Origin of the sequence: Uliginosibacterium gangwonense DSM 18521, assembly GCF_000373965.1 — a bacterium.
GTDB classification, from domain to species: Bacteria; Pseudomonadota; Gammaproteobacteria; order Burkholderiales; family Rhodocyclaceae; genus Uliginosibacterium; species Uliginosibacterium gangwonense.
Window position 1 is genome coordinate 107,253 of sequence record NZ_KB892836.1, and the last position, 19,771, is coordinate 127,023.

The 19,771-nt window shown below is 56.0% G+C and carries 19 protein-coding genes and 1 tRNA gene; 1 reads left to right on the forward strand and 19 read right to left on the reverse strand.

Annotation, left to right across the window (positions count from 1 at the left end; all coding sequences use genetic code 11):
• Window positions 1-38: 38 nt before the first annotated feature.
• From B145_RS0106045 to secG, 17 genes are all read right to left on the reverse strand, one after another.
• A complete protein-coding gene (locus tag B145_RS0106045) occupies window positions 39-578 on the reverse strand; it encodes an NUDIX domain-containing protein (protein WP_018605909.1) in 540 nt (179 codons plus the stop codon).
• A gap of 95 nt (window positions 579-673) precedes the next feature.
• Entirely contained in the window at window positions 674-2,164 is a 1,491-nt protein-coding gene (gene nuoN / locus B145_RS0106050; protein WP_026258873.1) for an NADH-quinone oxidoreductase subunit NuoN, read from the reverse strand.
• A 35-nt stretch (window positions 2,165-2,199) separates the two neighbouring features.
• Window positions 2,200-3,678 (reverse strand): NADH-quinone oxidoreductase subunit M, encoded by a 1,479-nt coding sequence (locus B145_RS0106055; protein ID WP_018605911.1) that lies wholly within the window; start codon window positions 3,676-3,678, stop codon window positions 2,200-2,202.
• 42 nt (window positions 3,679-3,720) lie between these two features.
• A complete protein-coding gene (gene nuoL, locus B145_RS0106060; protein WP_018605912.1) occupies window positions 3,721-5,754 on the reverse strand; it encodes an NADH-quinone oxidoreductase subunit L in 2,034 nt (677 codons plus the stop codon).
• Window positions 5,755-5,760: 6 nt separating this feature from the next.
• Entirely contained in the window at window positions 5,761-6,069 is a 309-nt protein-coding gene (gene nuoK, locus B145_RS0106065) for an NADH-quinone oxidoreductase subunit NuoK (protein WP_018605913.1), read from the reverse strand.
• The gene (locus B145_RS0106070; RefSeq protein ID WP_018605914.1) at window positions 6,066-6,710 is read right to left on the reverse strand and encodes an NADH-quinone oxidoreductase subunit J; all 645 of its coding nucleotides are present in this window, start codon (window positions 6,708-6,710) and stop codon (window positions 6,066-6,068) included. The genes nuoK and B145_RS0106070 overlap by 4 nt, the downstream gene beginning before the upstream one ends.
• Window positions 6,711-6,731: 21 nt before the next feature.
• Window positions 6,732-7,220 carry an NADH-quinone oxidoreductase subunit NuoI gene (nuoI, locus tag B145_RS0106075; RefSeq protein ID WP_018605915.1) on the reverse strand — a complete coding sequence of 163 codons (489 nt, stop codon included), beginning with the start codon at window positions 7,218-7,220 and terminating at the stop codon, window positions 6,732-6,734.
• 4 nt (window positions 7,221-7,224) lie between these two features.
• The gene (gene nuoH / locus B145_RS0106080) at window positions 7,225-8,280 is read right to left on the reverse strand and encodes an NADH-quinone oxidoreductase subunit NuoH (protein WP_018605916.1); all 1,056 of its coding nucleotides are present in this window, start codon (window positions 8,278-8,280) and stop codon (window positions 7,225-7,227) included.
• The gene (gene nuoG, locus B145_RS0106085) at window positions 8,280-10,613 is read right to left on the reverse strand and encodes an NADH-quinone oxidoreductase subunit NuoG (protein WP_018605917.1); all 2,334 of its coding nucleotides are present in this window, start codon (window positions 10,611-10,613) and stop codon (window positions 8,280-8,282) included. Before nuoG ends, nuoH begins: the two co-directional genes overlap by 1 nt.
• Before the next feature lie 2 nt (window positions 10,614-10,615).
• Window positions 10,616-11,941 carry an NADH-quinone oxidoreductase subunit NuoF gene (gene nuoF, locus B145_RS0106090; protein WP_018605918.1) on the reverse strand — a complete coding sequence of 442 codons (1,326 nt, stop codon included), beginning with the start codon at window positions 11,939-11,941 and terminating at the stop codon, window positions 10,616-10,618.
• On the reverse strand, window positions 11,938-12,414 hold the full coding sequence (gene nuoE, locus B145_RS0106095; RefSeq protein ID WP_018605919.1) for an NADH-quinone oxidoreductase subunit NuoE: 477 nt from the start codon (window positions 12,412-12,414) through the stop codon (window positions 11,938-11,940). Before nuoE ends, nuoF begins: the two co-directional genes overlap by 4 nt.
• A 13-nt stretch (window positions 12,415-12,427) precedes the next feature.
• On the reverse strand, window positions 12,428-13,681 hold the full coding sequence (locus B145_RS0106100) for an NADH-quinone oxidoreductase subunit D (protein ID WP_026258874.1): 1,254 nt from the start codon (window positions 13,679-13,681) through the stop codon (window positions 12,428-12,430).
• Window positions 13,674-14,273, reverse strand: coding sequence for an NADH-quinone oxidoreductase subunit C (locus B145_RS0106105; RefSeq protein WP_018605922.1), 600 nt, complete (start codon window positions 14,271-14,273; stop codon window positions 13,674-13,676). Before B145_RS0106105 ends, B145_RS0106100 begins: the two co-directional genes overlap by 8 nt.
• Before the next feature lie 14 nt (window positions 14,274-14,287).
• A complete protein-coding gene (locus B145_RS0106110; protein WP_026258875.1) occupies window positions 14,288-14,764 on the reverse strand; it encodes a NuoB/complex I 20 kDa subunit family protein in 477 nt (158 codons plus the stop codon).
• A gap of 45 nt (window positions 14,765-14,809) precedes the next feature.
• Window positions 14,810-15,184: an NADH-quinone oxidoreductase subunit A gene (locus B145_RS0106115; RefSeq protein WP_026258876.1), complete on the reverse strand. Its 375-nt coding sequence runs from the start codon at window positions 15,182-15,184 to the stop codon at window positions 14,810-14,812.
• Window positions 15,185-15,251: 67 nt separating this feature from the next.
• Window positions 15,252-15,336: transfer RNA gene (locus B145_RS0106120), tRNA-Leu, on the reverse strand.
• A 69-nt stretch (window positions 15,337-15,405) separates the two neighbouring features.
• Complete coding sequence (gene secG / locus B145_RS0106125; protein WP_018605925.1) at window positions 15,406-15,756, reverse strand: preprotein translocase subunit SecG; 351 nt, start codon at window positions 15,754-15,756, stop codon at window positions 15,406-15,408.
• Window positions 15,757-15,923: 167 nt separating this feature from the next.
• Between secG and aroG the strand changes: the two genes are divergently transcribed.
• A complete protein-coding gene (aroG, locus tag B145_RS0106130) occupies window positions 15,924-17,006 on the forward strand; it encodes a 3-deoxy-7-phosphoheptulonate synthase AroG (RefSeq protein WP_018605926.1) in 1,083 nt (360 codons plus the stop codon).
• A gap of 62 nt (window positions 17,007-17,068) precedes the next feature.
• Here aroG and hemH read toward each other — a convergent pair whose 3' ends face one another.
• Entirely contained in the window at window positions 17,069-18,166 is a 1,098-nt protein-coding gene (gene hemH, locus B145_RS0106135) for a ferrochelatase (protein ID WP_018605927.1), read from the reverse strand.
• Window positions 18,167-18,194: 28 nt separating this feature from the next.
• Window positions 18,195-19,679: a polyphosphate:AMP phosphotransferase gene (gene pap / locus B145_RS0106140; protein ID WP_018605928.1), complete on the reverse strand. Its 1,485-nt coding sequence runs from the start codon at window positions 19,677-19,679 to the stop codon at window positions 18,195-18,197.
• Window positions 19,680-19,771: the final 92 nt, after the last annotated feature.

A 19,771-nucleotide genomic window follows, 5' to 3' on the forward strand; every position in this document is an offset into this window, starting at 1 on the left:
CTGCCGGCATTTTCACCACTCCGCCCTAATGGGCTTGCTCAGCCCAGTGCCCGCCTTGCCCAAAACAGGCATACTATCGTTTTTGCATCCGTGATCCGGCCATCGAGTACCGCTTGTTCGGCCTCGTCCAGACTCATCTCAAACACTTCCAGAAACTCACCTTCATCCAGCTTTTGCTCACCGGGGGTCAGGTTCCGCGCCAGGAAGATATCGATCTTCTCGCTGGAGTAGCCGATACAGGGCAGCATCATGCCCAGATGTTCCCAGTGCGCAGCCTGGTAACCCGTTTCTTCGAGCAGTTCCCGCTGGGCACAGCCAAGCGGCGTGTCACCTGGATCAATTTTGCCTGCGGGCAGTTCAATCATCTCGCACCCAACCGGATAACGGTATTGACGTTCAAACACCAATACCCCGGGGCGCAGCTCAGCAATCACCACGCAAGCGCCGTCGTGGCGAATGTATTCGCGCTTGGCCTCCTGCCCATTGGGCAGACGCACATCATCTTGAAAGACCTTGAGCAGATAACCCGAATGGGTTTGCTCGCTTTGTAAACAGGTCTCGGTCAGATCCTTCTTCACAGCCAATCTCCCCGCAAAAGCTTGAGGATAACAGCAGCACCCAATAAAAAAGCCAGCAACGGCTGGCTTTTTTATTGATTACGATGGGAGATCCACTACAAAGACGCCCCCACCAACACGGCACAAATGTGCATCAATACATCAGGGAACAGGCCCAATGCCGCAATGAGCAGGCTATTGAACGACAGGATTCCCTTCACACAGGTGCTACCACCGATGGGGCTCAAGTCAGTTGCCTCATCAAAGAACATGACCTTGACCACACGCAGGTAGTAGAAAGCACCGACCAAAGAGGCCAACACTGCAACCACTGCTACCCAGAGGTATCCTGCAGAAATCAGGGTATGCAGGATGTAGAACTTGGCAAAGAAACCCACAAAGAACGGGATACCGGCCATGGAGAACATCAGGATGGCCATCATCCCGGCCCACCAGCTGCTGCGCTTGTTCAGCCCCTTGAAGTCTTCGATTCGTTCAGATTCAAACCCTTGGCGAGAGAGCAGCAAGATCACCCCAAAAGTAGCCAGAGCCGTCACCGCGTAAGTCAGCGCATAGAAAAGCGAACTGCTGTAGGCGTTGTAGTTGTAACCACCCCAGTTGTGCACCCCAGCCATACGCCCACAGACAAGGCCTAGAACCATGAAACCCATATGGGAAATCCCGGAATAGGCCAGCATGCGTTTGAGGTTGGTTTGTGCGATGGCCGTCACGTTCCCTAATACGATAGACGCGACCCCTACAATCAGGAGCATGCGCTGCCAATACTCCGACAAATCCCACATCCCAATCACCAGTAGGCGGTAGGCCATGGCAAACGCAGCCAGCTTGGGGGCAGAAGCGATGAACAGGGTCACTGCGGTGGGAGCACCTTCATACACGTCTGGAATCCACATGTGGAAAGGCACCACGCCAAGCTTGAATGCCAAGCCTGCGACCAGGAATACCAAACCAAACAGCAGGACCGTGCGATTGATCTCCGGGCCGGGGTTGGATGCACTCAGGGCGCGGGCAATGTCCACAATATCCAGCGTCTGCGTGGCGCCATAGATCATGGACATGCCGTAGAGCAACAGACCAGAAGCCAAGGCCCCAAGGACAAAGTATTTCATTGCAGCTTCTGTGGAACGGACAGAATCCCGATCCACCGCAACCAGGGCATAGGAAGACAATGACAACAATTCCAGGCCCAGATACACGGTAATCAACGAACCAGCGGAGACCAGCACACAGATCCCCAGGGTCGCCAACATGATGATCAGATAATATTCCGGCGAATCCAGATCACGATCACGCAAGTAGCGACGACCATAAATCAATGCCAGCGCGACACACAGGCAAGCGGCGCATTTGATGACGTCGCCCACTGGATCATCAAAGAACATCTTGCCGAAGGTGAAATCGACCGCATCAATCGTCGCAATGTGATAGGTAGCCAGTGCCAGAAGCGTCACCAGCGAGACCCAGTATGCCACTGCGGCCCCGGTTGCACGGCGGCAAAATGAAATCACCAGCAAGAGCGCCACAATCACGCCAGCCTGGAACAGCTCTGCCGAAGCGGGAAGAAAATTTGGGATCTGGAAGTCCATCATACGCCTGTGCGGTTAAGCCCTTGTTCTTTGAATCACAATTTGCCCGCAGCCACATGCTGGAGCAAGTCAGCCACGGAAGCGTGCATCAATTCAGTCACCACTGCCGGATAAACCCCCATGCCGAGCACGCAGATTGCCAAAATGGCAAGGAACAGCCCTTCGCGGCGATTGATATCGGTAAGCACACGCACGTGGTCATTGGCAATTTCGCCAAACACCACCCGCTTATACATCCAGAGCGAATAGGCAGCCCCCAGAATCAAGGTGGTGGCAGCAATAAAGCCGATCCAGAAATTGAACTTCACCGCCCCGAGGATGACCCAGAATTCACCCACAAAACCACTGGTAGCTGGCAGACCGCAGTTGGCCATGGCAAAGAGCATGAAGAACACAGCAAACTTGGGCATGGAATGCACCACACCACCGTAATCGGCAATCTGACGGCTATGCATGCGGTCATACAGCACGCCGATACACAGGAACATGGCCGCCGAAACAAAACCGTGGGAAATCATCTGCACCAGGGCGCCTTCCATGCCAATGGTGTTGAACATGAAAAAACCCAGGGTTACGAACCCCATGTGGGAGATTGAGGAATAGGCCACCAGCTTCTTCATGTCGGCCTGCACCAGCGCAACAAAACCGATGTACACCACAGCGATCAGCGACAAGGTGATCATGAACGGCGCCATCTCTTGCGCGGCATCCGGCACGATGGGCAGGGAGAAGCGCAGGAACCCGTAGGCCCCCAACTTCAGGGCAATGGCAGCCAGCACCACGGAACCACCGGTAGGCGCTTCCACGTGGGCATCCGGCAACCAGGTATGCACTGGCCACATTGGCACTTTCACGGCAAACGAAGCCAACAGCGCCCAGAATATCCAGGTCTGCTCACGCATCGTGAGTTCCACGCCACGCCAATCGGTGATATCAAAACTACCAGAGCTGCGGAACAGGTAGATAAATGCTAAAAGCATCAACAACGAACCCAGCAGGGTATAGAGGAAGAACTTGATGGCCGCATACACCCGGTTCGGACCGCCCCATATCCCAATTGCCAGGTACAGGGGAATCAGCGATGCCTCGAAGAACACATAGAACAGCATCCCATCGAGTGCGCAGAAGATCCCATTCATCAGGCCGGACATGATGAGGAAGGCCGCCAGATACTGCGCCACCTTGGTCTGCACCACCTCCCACGCAGCAATCACCACGATGATGGTGATGAAACTATTGAGCAGCACAAAAGGCATCGAGATGCCATCCACCCCCAGCACATACTGGATGTTGAAGTAGGTGATCCACTCATGCTGCTCAACGAACTGCATCTGGGCACTGCTTGCGTCAAACCCTACATACAATGGCAGCGTGATCGCAAAACCGGCCAAGGCCGTGAGCAACCCCATAAAGCGTGCCACCTGGGCATTGCGATCGGAGCCAGTCGCAAGGACGAGCAGACCCCCCAGGATGGGGATCCAGATCGATAAACTGAGATAAGGCACTGCACTCATCTTGGGAATCCGTTATTAGTCTTTGTTCGAATGATCAATACATCAGGACGCACGCAGCCCGGCCATCAGGTAAGGCAACCATGCCACCAACAGCAACACCAAGCCGAGAATCATCCAGAATGCATACTGATAAACCAGACCGCTTTGCAGGCCACGGCTCAGTTGCGAAATCGAAGCAACCAGACGGGCACTGCCGTTGACGATCAGACCATCGATCAAGGTCTGATCCCCTGCCCGCCACAGACCACGTCCCAACATCCGGGCACCCGCAGCAAACACCACTTCGTTGAAACGGTCGAAGTAGTACTTGTTTTCCAGCAAGGTATAAATCCAGGAAAAACGCTTTTGGATCGCTGCCGGAATATCCGGGCGCTTCAGGTAGAAGAACCACGACAGCCCGACTCCTGCCATGGCCAACCAGAACGGCAACTGGGCCAAACCATGCGTAGCCATGTTGAACGGACCATGAAACTCGCTTCCGATCTCACCCAACACATTGTGGGACTCAGCAATCTTGATCGCCCCTTTGAACCAGTCACCAAAGAGCATAGGATCAATTGTGAAGAAGCCAATGATGAGCGAAGGAATCGCCAGCAGAACCAGCGGCAGGGTCACCACCCAGGGCGACTCATGCGGCTTCTCGCCGGGAGCCAGACCATGGTGGTGGTCCGTAGTCGCCTCTTCGTCCGCGTGATCACCATGGTGATCATGGGCATGACCAAAACGTTCCTTGCCATGGAAAACCATGAAGTACATGCGGAACGAGTAGAAGGCGGTGACGAACACCCCGGCAATCACACAGAAATAGGCGTAGCCAGAACCGGGCAGATGCGAGAGCTGCACGGCTTCAATAATCGAATCCTTTGAATAGAAGCCCGAGGTGAAGGGCACACCAATCAGCGCCACAGAACCAATCAACGATGTGATCCAGGTCACCTTCATGTACTTCCACAGCCCGCCCATGTTGCGCATGTCCTGATCATGGTGCATGCCGATGATCACCGAACCCGCGCCCAGGAAGAGCAGAGCCTTGAAGAATGCATGGGTCATCAGGTGGAACACGGCGGCAGAATAAGCGGAAGCGCCTAAGGCCACTGTCATGTAACCCAGTTGGGACAAGGTGGAGTAAGCCACCACACGCTTGATGTCGTTCTGCACGATCCCCAGGAAGCCCATGAACAAGGCCGTGGTGGCACCGATGATCATCACGAAGGACAAGGCCGTTTCCGACAATTCAAACAGCGGCGACATGCGCGCCACCATGAAGATCCCGGCCGTCACCATGGTGGCAGCGTGGATCAATGCGGAGATGGGGGTTGGGCCTTCCATCGAATCAGGCAGCCACACGTGCAACGGCACCTGTGCGGATTTACCCATCGCGCCGATGAACAGGCAGATACAGGCTGCCGTGAGCAAAGGCCAGCCGGTGGAGGGCACCACCATCTCGACCAGTTGCGGAGCCTTGGCAAACACCTGGGCATAATCGAGCGTATTGGCAGAAGCCGCGATCAGGCCGATGCCCAACAGGAAACCGAAGTCCCCCACCCGGTTGACCAGGAAGGCCTTGAGGTTGGCATAAATGGCTGTGGGGCGTGTATACCAGAAGCCGATCAGCAGGTAAGAGACCAAGCCTACCGCTTCCCAACCGAAGAACAGTTGCAGGAAGTTGTTGCTCATCACGAGCATCAGCATCGAGAAGGTAAACAGCGAGATGTAGCTAAAGAAGCGTTGATAACCAGGGTCTTCGGCCATGTAGCCGATGGTGTAGATGTGCACCATCAACGACACGAAGGTGACCACCAGCATCATCATGACAGTCAGATTGTCGATCAGGAAGCCGATCTCAAACTTGAGGTCTCCCGAAGTGGCCCAGGTGTACAAGGCGCCATTGAAAGTATGACCCGCCTGCACATCGAAATAGATCAACAGGGAAGCCACAAAGGCTGCGGCCACCCCAAGAATCGTAACAATGTGCGCACCCGAGCGACCAATCTGTTTACCAAACAGGCCCGCCAGAATGGCTCCGACCAGCGGCGCCAAGGGGACGAGAAGATAGAGGTTCTGCATGGAAGTCATCTGTTCTCAACCCTTCAGACTGTCGAGATCATCAACATGAATGGAACGCAAATTACGGAACAGCACAACCAGAATCGCCAAGCCGATGGCTGACTCCGCCGCTGCCACCGTCAGGATGAAGAACACAAAGATCTGGCCTGCCGCATCCCCCAGATAGGTGGAGAAGGCAACAAAGTTGATATTGACTGCCAGCAGCATCAGTTCAATGGCCATCAGCAAGACAATCAGGTTCTTGCGGTTTAGAAACAGACCCATGACACCAATGGAAAACAGCAGCGCTGCAAAAATCAAAACGTGAGAGAGAGGCACATTCATTTGTCTGTTTCTCCAGCCGGGGTCTCCACGAAATCCTTGGTCTGCGCCGGGATCGAATGCACCACCATGCGATCTTCGGCGCGGACGGCAATCTGCTCAGACGGCTCCATGTAGCGCACGCCCTTACGATGACGCAAGGTGAGCATCACAGCTGCAATCATCGCCACCAACAGCAGCAGAGAAGCTAATTCAAACGGATACGCATAATTGGTGAAAATAAGCGTCGCCAACATCTTCGTATTGCTGAACTGCGCAGGCAGCGACACTGGCGAGGGCATGTTTTCGGCACGGAAATACTTGCCGTTGAGCACCAGAGCCATCTCGGCGGCCATTACCAGGGCCACGATCAGACCCAGGGGCAGATAGCGCCAGAAGCCTTCGCGTACCCGCTCGATGTTGATATCCAGCATCATCACCACGAACAGGAACAAGACCATCACCGCGCCGATATAGATCAGCACGATGGCGATGGCGAGAAACTCCGCCTGCATGAGCATCCAGATCATACCTGTGGTAAAGAATGCCAACACAAGGTAGAGCACCGCATGCACTGGGTTACGCGTAGTGATCACGCATAACCCGGCAAACACCGTGATGGCGGCGAAGAGGTAAAAACAAACAGAAGTAAAGGTGAAGTCCATGTAATCCTCTGTAGGCGGCGTTCAGCGATACTTCGCCTCGGTCTGGCGATCTTCGGCAATCTGCGCCTCGTAACGATCCCCCACCGCCAGCAGCATCTGCTTGGTGTAGTAGAGATCGCCGCGTTTCTCGCCGTGATACTCGAATACCCGTGTTTCAACAATGGCATCAACCGGGCAGGCTTCCTCGCAGAAACCACAGAAAATGCACTTGGTCAGATCAATATCGTAACGCGTAGTACGGCGCGAACCGTCATCACGCTGGGCAGACTCGATCGTGATTGCCATGGCCGGGCAGACCGCTTCACACAACTTGCAGGCAATGCAGCGCTCTTCCCCGTTGGGGTAGCGGCGCAAGGCGTGCAGGCCACGGAAACGCGGGCTTTGCGGCGTTTTTTCTTCCGGAAACTGAACGGTGATCTTGCGGGCAAAGAAGTGCCGTCCCGTCAGGGCCAGGCCCTGAATCAATTCCGTCAACAGGACGGAGCCAAAAAATCGTCTGACAACGCTCATGTTCTCACTTCCAGATCGACAGCGGCGACATGACCCAGGCGCCAGTGATGATTACCCAAGCCAATGCAAGCGGGATGAACACCTTCCAACCCAGACGCATGATCTGGTCATAACGAAAACGGGGGAATGTCGCCCGCACCCACAAAAACAACAGCAGGATGACAAAGATCTTGGCCGCCAGCCAGAACAGGCCATCCGGCAGGAAGCCCACTGGAGAGAGCCATCCGCCCAGGAAGAAGGTTGCAGTCAGGGCCGACACCAGGATCATGTTGGCATATTCGGCCAGGAAGAACAGCGCAAAGGCCATCCCGGAGTATTCGATCATGTGTCCGGCAACGATTTCGGACTCGCCCTCCACCACGTCAAACGGTGCGCGGTTGGTTTCAGCCACCCCCGAGATCAGGTAGACCAGGAACATCGGCAGCAGCGGCAGCCAGTTCCAGCTCAGGAAGCCAAGCCCTTTGCTGGCAAAGATCCCTTGGTTTTGCGCCATTACAATGTCATTGAGGTTCAAAGAACCCGAAATCATCAGCACGCACACCAGCGCGAAGCCCATCGCCAGTTCGTAGGACACCATCTGCGCGGCTGAACGCATCGCCCCCAGGAAAGCATACTTGGAGTTCGAGGCCCAACCGGAAATGATCACGCCATATACCCCGAAAGAGGTGATCGCCATCACATACAGCAGGCCCGCATTGATGTCCGCCAGAATCAGGTTCTTGGAGAACGGCACCACAGCCCAGGCAGCCATTGCTGGAGCAATCGCCATGATCGGGCCGATGAAAAACAGCCCCTTGCTGGCGCGGGACGGCAGGATGATTTCCTTGAACATCAGCTTGATGCCATCCGCCACTGGTTGCAGCAGGCCGAACGGACCCACACGGTTCGGGCCGATCCGCACCTGGATGTAGCCGATCACCTTGCGCTCAAGCAGCGTGAGGTAAGCCACACAGCCCATCAAGGGGGCGACGATGACGACGATCTTGACCAGCGTCCACACCAAGGCCCACAGGGTCGGGCCGAGGAGATGGGTGCCAAATGTCTGAATCTGTTCAAGCATTAGATCTGCTCCACGCTGAGTTCGGCAAATTGGCTACCCAAAGCCACAGTCGAGGCATGCGCTGTCGAGACCCGCACACATCCGGCAGGCACGGCTGCATCTGCAAGCACACGCAGCACGGCTTCACCGGCTACGGATTTCACCCGGGCTTCAGCCTTGTCCGTCAGCCCCAGAGCCTGCAAGGTGCTGGCATGGGCACGCAGCGCCGGGGCTGCAGCATCACGCGTCTTCTGCAAGGAAGTTGCCCGTCGTACCAGGGGGTCAGCAAAATACAGGGGAACGTCAGCAATGCGCTGCAAACCAGCAGGGACCTTATCCAGCTTGGGCTGCACGCTTTCGGACGCATTGCTCAGGGCCGCTGCCACATCCTCCGGCAGCGCTTCTGCACGCACCTGCTCGGAGGAATCGTAGTCGAAACCTTCCAAGCCGAACAGATTGCCCAGCACGCGCAGTACCTTCCAGGCCGGTCGGGTCTCGCCCACCGGGGTTGCTACGGCGTTGAAGGACTGAACACGACCTTCGGCGCTCACAAACGTGCCAGAGGTCTCGGCAAACGGAGCAATCGGCAACAACACATCCGCATATTCGCGGGCCTGACCGACAAAGCTGCCCAGGTGAATCACGCTGCCAGCCTGTGCCAGCGCTGCCCTGGCGGCAGCACCATCGGCAGAGTCGAGTACGGGTTCAACCCCAAGCAGAACATAAGCCTTACGCAGCGAAGTGAACATCTCCTTCGCATTCAAGCCAGTCTGCGGCACGGCCTTCGCCAGATAGGCACCTGTGCTATTAGCAGCTTCGCCCAGCACGCCGAGCGTGGCACCTGCCAGACGGGCAATCTCACCAGCTAGCACCTGGATTGAAGCCGCGTTCGGGTGTTGCACAGCCAGATTACCCAGGAACACCGCACGCTTCTGTCCTTGCAACAGGGCATCCGCTATCGCCTGGGCGTCTTCCCCCACCTTCACCAAGGCAAGCAGGGCGACGCAAGATTCAGCCGCTGCAGTACCAGTCGTGGCGACCAGTGCCGCCAACACTTCGGCAAGCTTGCCAACAATAGCGGCGGGAGCCACTACGGCTTGCGCAGCCAGCGGGATCAGCCAGTCATCGCCATAGGCATTGACGCGAGCGAGCTTGCCGCCACGCCGCACGGATTGGCGCAGGCGTTGCGCCATCAGCGGGTGATCCTTGCGCAGGAAACTGCCGATCACGAGGGTGGCATCCAGAGTACTCAACTCGGCAACGGGCAGACCCAGCCAGGGCGCGCCCTTGCGCTTTCCATCTAGCGAAAAGTCACTTTGGCGCAGGCGGCTGTCAATGTTGTCGGAACCCAAGGCACGCAAGAGCTTTTGAGCCAGGAACTGTTCCTCAACCGTGCTATGTGGGGAAACCAGCGCTGCGATCTGCTCGGCACCGAATTCACCCTTGATATCCTTGAGCGTACGGACCACGTATTCGAGCGCCGTCTGCCAATCCACGGTATGCCATTGCCCATCATGCTTGATCTGCGGTGCAGTCAGGCGGTCTTCGGCATACAGACCTTCGTAGGAGAAACGATCCTTGTCCGAGATCCAGCATTCGTTGATCTCTTCATTTTCCAGCGGCAGCACACGCATGACTTTGCCATGCTTGACCTGCGCAACGATGTTGGCACCTAGCGAATCATGCGGAGCCACAGATTTGTAACGCGTCATTTCCCAGGAGCGGGCACCGAAGCGGAAAGGCTTGGAGGTGAGCGCGCCAACCGGGCATAGATCAATGGCGTTACCGGAGAGTTCGGAATCCACCGAGCGATCGATAAAGGCCATCACCTCGGAGTGTTCGCCACGACCCGCGATCCCCAGCTCCATCACGCCGGAGATTTCCTGACCAAAACGCACGCAACGCGAGCAATGGATGCAACGCGTCATGTCGGTATTGATCAGCGGGCCGAGGTTCTTGTTGAACACGACACGCTTTTCTTCCTGGTAGCGCGAAGCAGAGGCTCCGTAGCCCACCGCAAGATCCTGCAACTGGCATTCACCACCCTGGTCACAGATCGGGCAATCCAGCGGGTGATTGATGAGCAGGAACTCCATGACCGCACGCTGTGCCTTGGTCGCCTTTTCCGAATTGGTGGTGACCTTCATGTCTGCGGCCACAGGCGTAGCACAGGCAGGCACGGCCTTGGGCATCTTCTCCACCTCTACCAGACACATGCGGCAGTTGGCGGCGATGGACAGTTTCTTGTGGTAGCAGAAATGCGGAATGTGCTTGCCGATTTTGTGCGCAGCTTCCATCACGGTGCTGCCGGGCGCCACTTCCACTTTCTGGCCGTCGATTTCGATCTCTAGCATGCTCAATCCTGGGCCACGTAAATCCGACTGCCTTCACGCTGCAATTCCACCGGAACCAGACAGCGCTTGTTTTCAATGTGATACGCGAACTCGTCGCGGTAGTGCTTGAGGAAGCCACGCACCGGCATCGCCGCCGCATCCCCCAGGGCACAGATGGTGCGCCCCATGATGTTCTCAGCAACATTGTCCAGGAGGGCGAGATCATCCGGCCTGCCCTGCCCGTTCTCGATCCGGTGCATCATGCGATACATCCAGCCCGTACCCTCACGGCAGGGGGTGCACTGGCCGCAGGACTCTTCAAAATAGAAGTAGGACAAGCGTTCAAGTGCCTTGACCATGCAGGTGGATTCATCCATTACGATCACCGCGCCGGAACCCAGCATTGAGCCGGCCTTGGCGATGGCATCGTAATCCATGGTGGTCTCCATGATGATGTTCGCAGGCAACACCGGGGCGGAAGAGCCGCCGGGGATCACTGCCTTGAGCTTGCGACCACCGCGCACGCCACCTGCCATTTCCAGCAGTGTGGCAAACGGAGTACCCAGGGAAACCTCGTAGTTGCCCGGACGATTGACGTGGCCGGACACCGAGAAAATCTTGGTGCCGCCGTTGTTCGGCTTGCCCAATCCCAGGAAGGCTTCTGGCCCCATGTTCAGGATAAAGGGAACAGAGGCGAAGGTTTCGGTGTTGTTGATTGTAGTCGGCTTGCCATACAGGCCGAAACTGGCGGGGAACGGCGGCTTGTAGCGCGGCTGCCCCTTTTTGCCTTCAAGCGACTCCAGCAGACCGGTTTCTTCACCGCACACATAGGCGCCATAGCCGTGATGGGCGAAGAGGTCGAAACTGAAATCGGAACCGAGGATACGCTGCCCCAACAATCCGGCTGCGCGTGCTTCGGCCAGCGCTTGCTCGAAACGCTCGTAGATTTCGAAGATTTCGCCGTGAATGTAGTTGTAGCCTGCCACGCACCCCATCGCATAACCCGCGATGATCATGCCTTCAATCACGGCATGCGGGTTGTAACGCAGGATGTCACGATCCTTGAAAGTGCCCGGCTCGCCTTCATCCGAATTACAGACAACATACTTCGGCCCGGTATAAGCCTTCGGCATGAAGCTCCACTTCAGGCCGGTGGGGAAGCCCGCACCACCGCGCCCACGCAGATTGGAGGCTTTCAGCGTGGCGATCACATCTTCAGGCGCAGTCTTGTCGGCGACGATCTTTTTGAGCGCTGCATAACCACCGCGCTTGACGTAGTCATCCAGGCCCCAACTGCGATCACCATCCAGATTGGCCAGTATCAGCATTCCATTCTTGGTGGCGCTCATTTGGACAACTCCTCGATGAGCTTGTCGATTTCCACCGTGGTCATCTTGCAGCACATCTTGTGGTTGTTGTGCAGCATCACAGGCGCATCGCCGCAGGCGCCCATGCATTCACCTTCCTTGAGGGTGAATTTGCCGTCTGCCGTGGTTTCGTTGAAGCCGATCCCAAGCTTGGCCTTGAGATATTCAGCCGCATCGACGGCACCGGAGAGGGCGCAGGGCAGATTGGTGCACACGGTGATCTTGTGCTCGGCCACGGGCTTGAGATCGTACATGTTGTAGAAGCTTGCCACCTCATACACAGCCATAGGAGGCATGCCAAGGTAATTGGCCACTTCTTCAATCGTTTCGCTGGAAAGCCAGCGCTTTTCCTGCTGCGCAATGCGCAGCGCCCCCATCACCGCCGACTGCTTCTGGTCAGTGGGGTATTTGCTCACTTCGCGGTCAATGGACCGCAGGGATTCAGCGCTCAACATAATCAGTCAGTTCTCAGCGGTCGATCTCGCCAAACACAATATCCATGGTACCGATGATTGCCACCACGTCTGCAATCATGTGGCCCTTGGCCATTTCTTCCATCGCTGCCAAGTGGGCAAAACCTGGCGCGCGCAATTTCAGGCGCCAGGGCTTGTTGGCTCCGTCGGAGATGGCATACACACCAAACTCACCCTTCGGATGTTCCACTGCCGCATAAGCCTCGCCTTCAGGCACATGCATACCTTCGGTGAAGAGCTTGAAGTGGTGGATCAACTCCTCCATATTGCTCTTCATCTGCTCGCGCTTGGGCGGGGCGACCTTGTAATTATCCGTAATCACCGGACCGGGGTTGGCACGCAGCCACTCGATACACTGGCGGATGATACGGTTGCTCTGCCTCATTTCTTCCATGCGCACCAGATAGCGATCGTAGCAATCGCCATTGACGCCCACCGGAATATCGAAATCCAGCTTGTCATAGACTTCATAGGGCTGCATTTTGCGCAGATCCCACAGAATGCCGGAGCCACGCAACATCGCCCCCGTGAAACCTAGGGACTTGGCACGCTCGGGGGAGACCACGCCGATGCCCACGGTACGCTGCTTCCAGATACGGTTATCCGTCAGCAGGGTGTGGTATTCAGCCAAATACTTCGGGAAGCGCTGCGTGAAATCATCCAGGAAATCCAGCAGTGAACCTTCACGCGCGGCATTCAGTTCCTTTACCCGTCCAGCATTTTTGAATTTGGAGACTGCGTACTTGGGCATGGCATCGGGCAGATCACGATACACACCACCCGGGCGATAATACGCAGCATGCATACGAGCACCTGAGACAGCCTCATACGCATCCATCAGATCCTCACGCTCACGGAAGGTGTAGAGCACCATGGTCATGGCGCCGATATCCAGGGCATGCGTACCGATGTTCAACAGGTGATTGAGCAGACGGGTGATCTCATCGAACATCACGCGGATGTATTGTGCGCGCAGCGGCACTTCAATACCCAGCAGACGTTCGATTGCCATGCAATACGCATGCTCATTGCTCATCATGGACACATAGTCGAGCCGATCCATGTAGGGCACCGACTGAATCCAGGTGCGTGTTTCAGCGAGTTTTTCCGTGCCGCGATGCAAAAGACCAATATGCGGATCAGCGCGTTCAACCACTTCGCCATCAAGCTCCAGCACCAAGCGCAACACGCCGTGCGCTGCGGGGTGCTGTGGCCCAAAGTTGATTGTGTAATTACGAATTTCAGCCACGGGCGCCCCCATAAGACTCTTCACGGACGATGCGCGGAGTAATCTCACGCGGCTCAATCGTTACCGGCTGGTAGATCACGCGGCCCTGTTCTGCGTCATAACGCATTTCCATGAACCCGGAAACAGGGAAATCCTTGCGGAACGGATGGCCCACAAAGCCATAATCGGTGAGGATGCGCCGCAGATCGGGGTGCCCCTCAAACATGATGCCAAAGAAATCAAAAGCTTCACGCTCGAACCAATTGGCCGAGGACCAGATGTCATTGACCGAGGCCACAACCGGGAACTCGTCGTCATCGGCATACACCCGCAAGCGCAACCGCCAGTTATGGCGCAAAGACAACAGGTGGGATACAGCCGCAAACCGTTTGGCATGGCTGCGGGAACCGCCGTAACCCGCGTAGTCCACGCCACACAGGTCAATCAATTGCTCAAAGGCAAGTTCTTCGTGGTCACGCAAGATCTGCGCAACATTCAGGTACTCGGAGGCGGTCACCTCGGCCGTAATCTCATCACGGTCCACAGTGACGGCAGACAGCCTGCCCGCCAACACATTTTCGAGCACTTGCGCGAGACGCTCCAGCTTTGTCATTCTGGCTCCACCCGTCAGCGGGCTATCGTATTGGTTTTGCGAATCTTGTTTTGCAGCTGGATGATCCCATAGACCAAGGCTTCAGCCGTTGGCGGGCATCCGGGCACATAGACGTCCACAGGCACGATACGGTCGCACCCGCGAACAACAGAATAGGAATAATGGTAGTAACCGCCGCCATTGGCGCAGGAGCCCATGGAGATCACCCAACGGGGCTCTGCCATTTGATCATACACCCGGCGCAAGGCAGGTGCCATCTTGTTGCAAAGCGTACCTGCAACAATCATCAGATCGGATTGACGAGGACTCGGACGGAAAACGACCCCAAAGCGGTCAAGGTCATAGCGGGAACAGCCTGCGTGGATCATCTCCACCGCACAGCAGGCCAAGCCAAAGGTCATGGGCCACAGGGAGCCGGTACGCGTCCAGTTGATGACGGCATCCAGCGACGTGGTCATAAACCCTTCGGAAAACACTCCTTCGATACTCACAGCGACCCCTCATAGACGTGGGCGCCAAAAGAAGCGGCAGTACAACTACTCCCAGTCGAGAGCGCCCTTCTTCCAGACGTACACATATCCAACCACGAGAATTCCGAGAAACACAAGCATTTCAAAGAACCCGAACAGACGAACCGAACTGTCGCCCGCCAATTCTTTCACAATCGATGCCCAAGGCAGCAGAAACGCTACTTCAAGATCGAACAGGATGAATAGAATTGCGATCAGATAATAACGCACGTCGAAGCGCATGCGCGCATCTTCAAAGGCGTCAAACCCACATTCGTAGGGAGATAATTTTTCTGGGTCTGGTCTGTTGGGGGCTAGCAAGTGGCCGAGTACCAATGGCGCGATGCCAATGGCAACACCAACCACCACAAAAAGCAGAACGGGAAAGTAGCTATCTAGCATCACTGCTTCCATAAGAACACCCTGCCTCTCGAAAAACGCCCGCTTGGAGCGGGCGTTTTAATCTCTCTGGTGCCGACGATGAGACTCGAACTCATACGGCTTGCGCCACCACCCCCTCAAGATGGCGTGTCTACCAATTTCACCACGTCGGCACTGCTTGTAAATCTTTAATACTTATTATACCTGACAGGCTCTAGGCCGCCAAGGGAAAACCTTGTGTATTACTTAGGTACGTTCTGGCCTTTATCGCCTGCTGCCGGAGCCGAGGAAGCCACCGGAGCAGATTGAGCCGCCACACCTTCCATCAAGCTCTTCGGGCCATGCTGACCACGGTTGCTCGCCAAGTAGGTCAGAGACAGGCTCGTGATAAAGAATATCGTAGCTAGCACTGCGGTCGTGCGACTGAGGAAGTTCGCCGACCCGGATGAGCCAAAAAGACTCCCCGAAGCGCCACTACCAAACGCCGCCCCCATATCCGCACCCTTACCATGCTGCATCAACACAAAACCAATGATGGCTGCGCCGACCAACACGTGCACTACAAGCAAGAGTCCAAAGTAGAAACTTCCCATTTCAAGGAGCGAACAGCGCTGGATAAGTAAAGATCAGCATTATGGGGATTTCTTCCGCCTGCGTCAATACCAGCAAACGCTTTGGGCTTCATATCGCCTTAATAGGCGGCAAATGCGCCTTGCTGGGCTAGAATCTGAGGTTTCGCACCTCATTATCCGTACACAAGATGAATGCCTCAACCTTGCTTCATATCGACGATGTCCGTATCCGTGAGATCAAGGAGCTTCTGCCCCCCAGCCACGTCCTGCGTGAGTTTCCGGTCACGGCTCAAGCCGCACAAACCGCATTTGATGCCCGGCGGGACATTCATCGCATTCTGTATGGCGCTGACGACCGTCTGCTGGTCATCATCGGCCCCTGCTCCATCCACGATCCGGCAGCAGCCGTCGACTATGCGCGCAAGCTCAAGGAACAGGCTGCGCGCTTCAAGGATGACCTGCTGATCGCCATGCGGGTGTACTTTGAGAAACCACGCACCACGGTGGGCTGGAAGGGCTTGATCAACGACCCCAACATGGACAAGAGTTTCCGCATCAACGACGGCCTGCGTCTGGCCCGCAAGCTGCTGTGGGAAATCAACGAACTGGGGTTGCCCGCTGCCACGGAATTCCTGGACATGATCACTCCACAATACATTGCGGATCTGATCTCCTGGGGGGCTATCGGCGCCCGAACCACAGAAAGCCAGGTGCACCGTGAGCTGGCTTCGGGACTCTCCTGTCCAGTCGGCTTCAAGAATGGCACGGACGGCAACGTGAAAATTGCTGTTGACGCCATCAAGGCAGCACAATCTCCGCACCACTTCCTCTCTGTAACCAAGGCTGGGCATTCGGCTATCGTATCGACCGCAGGCAACGAGGATTGCCATGTGATCCTGCGCGGTGGCAAAGAGCCAAATTATGACGCAGGCAGCGTCGACAAGGCTTGCAAAGACTTGGCTGCCTCGGGGGTGGCATCCAAGGTGATGATCGATTTCTCGCATGCCAACAGCCGCAAGCAATACAAGTTGCAGATGGATGTCGCCAAGGATGTGGCGCAGCAACTTGCAGCAGGCGATGACCGTATTTTCGGCATCATGTGCGAATCCAACCTGGTCGAAGGTCGCCAAGACCTGAAGCCGGGCAAGCAGTTGGAATACGGCCTGAGCGTCACCGATGCCTGCATCGGCTGGGAAGATTCAATCGGCCTGCTCGAAACGCTGGCCGAAGGCGTGCGCCAGCGCCGTGTCAATCGCACGGATGCGGACTGAGCAGACCACACCCAACAAAAAAGCGACCATAGTGGTCGCTTTTTTGTTGCCATCCATCCCAATCATTGTTTCGCGCCCAAACGAGCCGCCCGCATGGCAGAAGCCACACATTCATCCTGCGTAGGCGGGGTTTTGGATAGCCAGTCCGAAATATGCTCCCGGGCAATGGTGCGCAACACCACAATGAACTCATGCCGCTCATTCAGGCAAGGCACATAGCGGAAAAACTTCCCGCCTGAAGACAGGAAAGCCTCCTTGCCCTCCAAAGAGATTTCTTCCAGTGTTTCAAGGCAATCAGACACAAAGCCGGGGCAGACCACATCCACCGTCCCCACGCCTTTCTTGGCCAATTCGCGCAGCGTCGGCTCCGTATAGGGTTGCAACCATTCAGCACGCCCAAAGCGGGATTGAAATGTCACCACATACTGCTCAGGCTTGAGTGAAAGATATTCAGCCAAGAGCCGCGCAGTTTTGTGGCATTCACAGAAATACGGGTCCCCTTTATCCAGGGAAGCACGTGGCACACCATGAAAACTCATCACCAATTTGTCCGGGATGCCCTCACGTTTCCAGTGATCAATCAACTGCAAGGCCTGCGCTTCGATATAGGCTGGGTGGTCGCAGAAGCTACGCATCAGGCGGATTTCGGGCAGATTGCGAATCTTGAGCATGGCCTGGGCTACCGCGTCGAACACGCTTGCGGTGGTACTGGCGGCATACTGCGGATACAGGGGTACAACCAAAATACGGTTGCACTGCTTCGCCTTGAGTTTGAGGAGCGCATTTTCAACCGATGGTTCGCCATAACGCATGGCATATTCCACCACCACATCTTTCGCCCCATCCTGCATAAAGTACCCAGCCAGCATCTTGGCTTGGTTTTCCGTATGTATCCGCAGGGGCGAACCATACTTGGTCCACACCTTGGCATATTTGGCAGCGGACTTTGCCGGCCGGGTCGTGAGGATAATGCCGTTAAGGATCAGCCACCACAGCGGGCGCGGCACTTCCACCACACGCGGGTCCCACAGGAATTCAGCCAGATACTTGCGTACAGCCTTGGGCGTTGGCGCCTCAGGGGAACCAAGGTTCACCAATAATATGCCAACACGCTGCATGGAGCCGTGCTTGTATTCCGGCTCCGCCAAAAATCGAGACATCCATAACCTCCGGGTCAATACCGTTGCTTCAATCCTGTTCCAAGGCTGCTTCCAGGCTCTGACAAACTGCTTTGAGGATTTTTACCCTGGTAAAACCCTTGTCATTGGCCTCCACCACAACCCATGGTGCCTGCCCTGTGCTGGTGCGGTCAATCATATCCACGGCTGCGGCCTGATAGGCATCCCATTTATCCCGATTGCGCCAGTCTTCCTCTGTAATCTTGAAGCGCTTGTGCTCAATCTCCTCGCGCTCCTTGAAGCGACGCAACTGCTCTTCCTGATCAATCTGCAGCCAGAACTTGAGTACAACGGCGCCCGCCTCCACCAGTTCATGCTCAAAATCGTTGATTTCAGCATAAGCGCGCAACCAATCAGCTTCTGAGCAGAAGCCCTCAATACGCTCAACCAGCACACGACCATACCACGAGCGATCAAAAATCGTTACCCGCCCCTGCCGAGGAATATGCCGCCAGAATCGCCATAGATAGGGTTGCGCCCGCTCTTCGTCGCTTGGTGCGGCAATCGGCACAATCTGATACTGACGCGGGTCCAGTGCCGTGGTAATGCGTCGAATCGCCCCGCCCTTGCCCGCTGCATCCATGCCTTCAAAAGCAAGTACCAGTGAGCGTTTGGCAAAGCGCTTGTCACGCGACAAACTCAACAGGCGTCCCTGCCACTTGGCAAGTTCGCGGTCGTATTCTTTGGCGGTAAAAGATTGGCTCAGATCCAGCGCGGTAATGACGTTGCGATCATCAATGCGCGGCGTGATCGGTGGCGCTACAGCCACGCTTTGCCCCATGGGGCTTTCCAGGCGTTGCTTCAAGGCATCCAGCAAGGCCTTGCCTACACGCAGGTTACGGTAATTGTCATCCGTGCCATCCACAATGATCCACGGTGCCCAGGCCGTATTGCTCACGCGCAAGACGTGGCCGGCCACATCCTGAAGGTCATCATAGGTTTTGGTGCGCTCCCACGATAACTTAGTCACCCGCCATGCGGTACGTGGGTCCTTTTCCAGCTTCTTGAGGCGAACCTTCTGCCCTTCCTTGGAAAGATGGAACCAGAACTTCAATACCAACGCCCCTTCGTTGACCAGCATCGACTCGAACCGATTGATCTGGTCGAGGCGATTATCCAGTTCCCCACGTGTCATCTCACGCGCTATGCGCTGGGTAATGGGAATGGAATACCAGGAGCCGGAAAATATCCCAATCCGCCCTTTGGGTGGCAAGGCGCGCCAATAGCGCCACATGTAGGGCCGTTCGCGCTCTTCGTCACTGGGGTCGGCAAATGCCAGGGTGGATAGATAACGCGGGTCCATCCATTCGTACAGGGTGGAAATCGTCTCCCCCTTGCCCGCCCCATCCACGCCGGAGATCAGCAGCACGACTGGGAATTTGCCCAACTCACGCAAGGCATTCTGTGCAGTCAGCAATTCTTTTCTCAGGACTTCCTCTTCCTGGCGAAAGGTCTTTTTATCGATGAAATGCCCCACTTCAGCAGACTCAAACATTCCTGTCCCCTTTGAACTGGCCAAGATAGAAGCATAGCGCCATTTTCCTCGTCCCGTTGTTTATGCGTTGCCAATCGCGCAGGAAAAGCAGC

What these genes read in the sequence shown, in the direction of transcription:
- nuoI (WP_018605915.1), bottom strand. Translation starts at nt 7,220, where the DNA reads ATGAGCGTTGTCAGACGATTTTTTGGCTCCGTCCTGTTGACGGAATTG.
- hemH (WP_018605927.1), bottom strand. Translation starts at nt 18,166, where the DNA reads ATGTCTCGATTTTTGGCGGAGCCGGAATACAAGCACGGCTCCATGCAG.
- aroG (WP_018605926.1), top strand. Translation starts at nt 15,924, where the DNA reads ATGAATGCCTCAACCTTGCTTCATATCGACGATGTCCGTATCCGTGAG.
- nuoG (WP_018605917.1), bottom strand. Translation starts at nt 10,613, where the DNA reads ATGCTAGAGATCGAAATCGACGGCCAGAAAGTGGAAGTGGCGCCCGGC.
- B145_RS0106105 (WP_018605922.1), bottom strand. Translation starts at nt 14,273, where the DNA reads ATGACAAAGCTGGAGCGTCTCGCGCAAGTGCTCGAAAATGTGTTGGCG.
- secG (WP_018605925.1), bottom strand. Translation starts at nt 15,756, where the DNA reads ATGGGAAGTTTCTACTTTGGACTCTTGCTTGTAGTGCACGTGTTGGTC.
- nuoL (WP_018605912.1), bottom strand. Translation starts at nt 5,754, where the DNA reads ATGACTTCCATGCAGAACCTCTATCTTCTCGTCCCCTTGGCGCCGCTG.
- nuoF (WP_018605918.1), bottom strand. Translation starts at nt 11,941, where the DNA reads ATGAGCGCCACCAAGAATGGAATGCTGATACTGGCCAATCTGGATGGT.
- B145_RS0106070 (WP_018605914.1), bottom strand. Translation starts at nt 6,710, where the DNA reads ATGGACTTCACCTTTACTTCTGTTTGTTTTTACCTCTTCGCCGCCATC.
- nuoK (WP_018605913.1), bottom strand. Translation starts at nt 6,069, where the DNA reads ATGAATGTGCCTCTCTCTCACGTTTTGATTTTTGCAGCGCTGCTGTTT.
- B145_RS0106055 (WP_018605911.1), bottom strand. Translation starts at nt 3,678, where the DNA reads ATGAGTGCAGTGCCTTATCTCAGTTTATCGATCTGGATCCCCATCCTG.
- pap (WP_018605928.1), bottom strand. Translation starts at nt 19,679, where the DNA reads ATGTTTGAGTCTGCTGAAGTGGGGCATTTCATCGATAAAAAGACCTTT.
- nuoH (WP_018605916.1), bottom strand. Translation starts at nt 8,280, where the DNA reads ATGCTTGAACAGATTCAGACATTTGGCACCCATCTCCTCGGCCCGACC.
- nuoN (WP_026258873.1), bottom strand. Translation starts at nt 2,164, where the DNA reads ATGGACTTCCAGATCCCAAATTTTCTTCCCGCTTCGGCAGAGCTGTTC.
- B145_RS0106115 (WP_026258876.1), bottom strand. Translation starts at nt 15,184, where the DNA reads ATGCTAGATAGCTACTTTCCCGTTCTGCTTTTTGTGGTGGTTGGTGTT.
- nuoE (WP_018605919.1), bottom strand. Translation starts at nt 12,414, where the DNA reads ATGTTGAGCGCTGAATCCCTGCGGTCCATTGACCGCGAAGTGAGCAAA.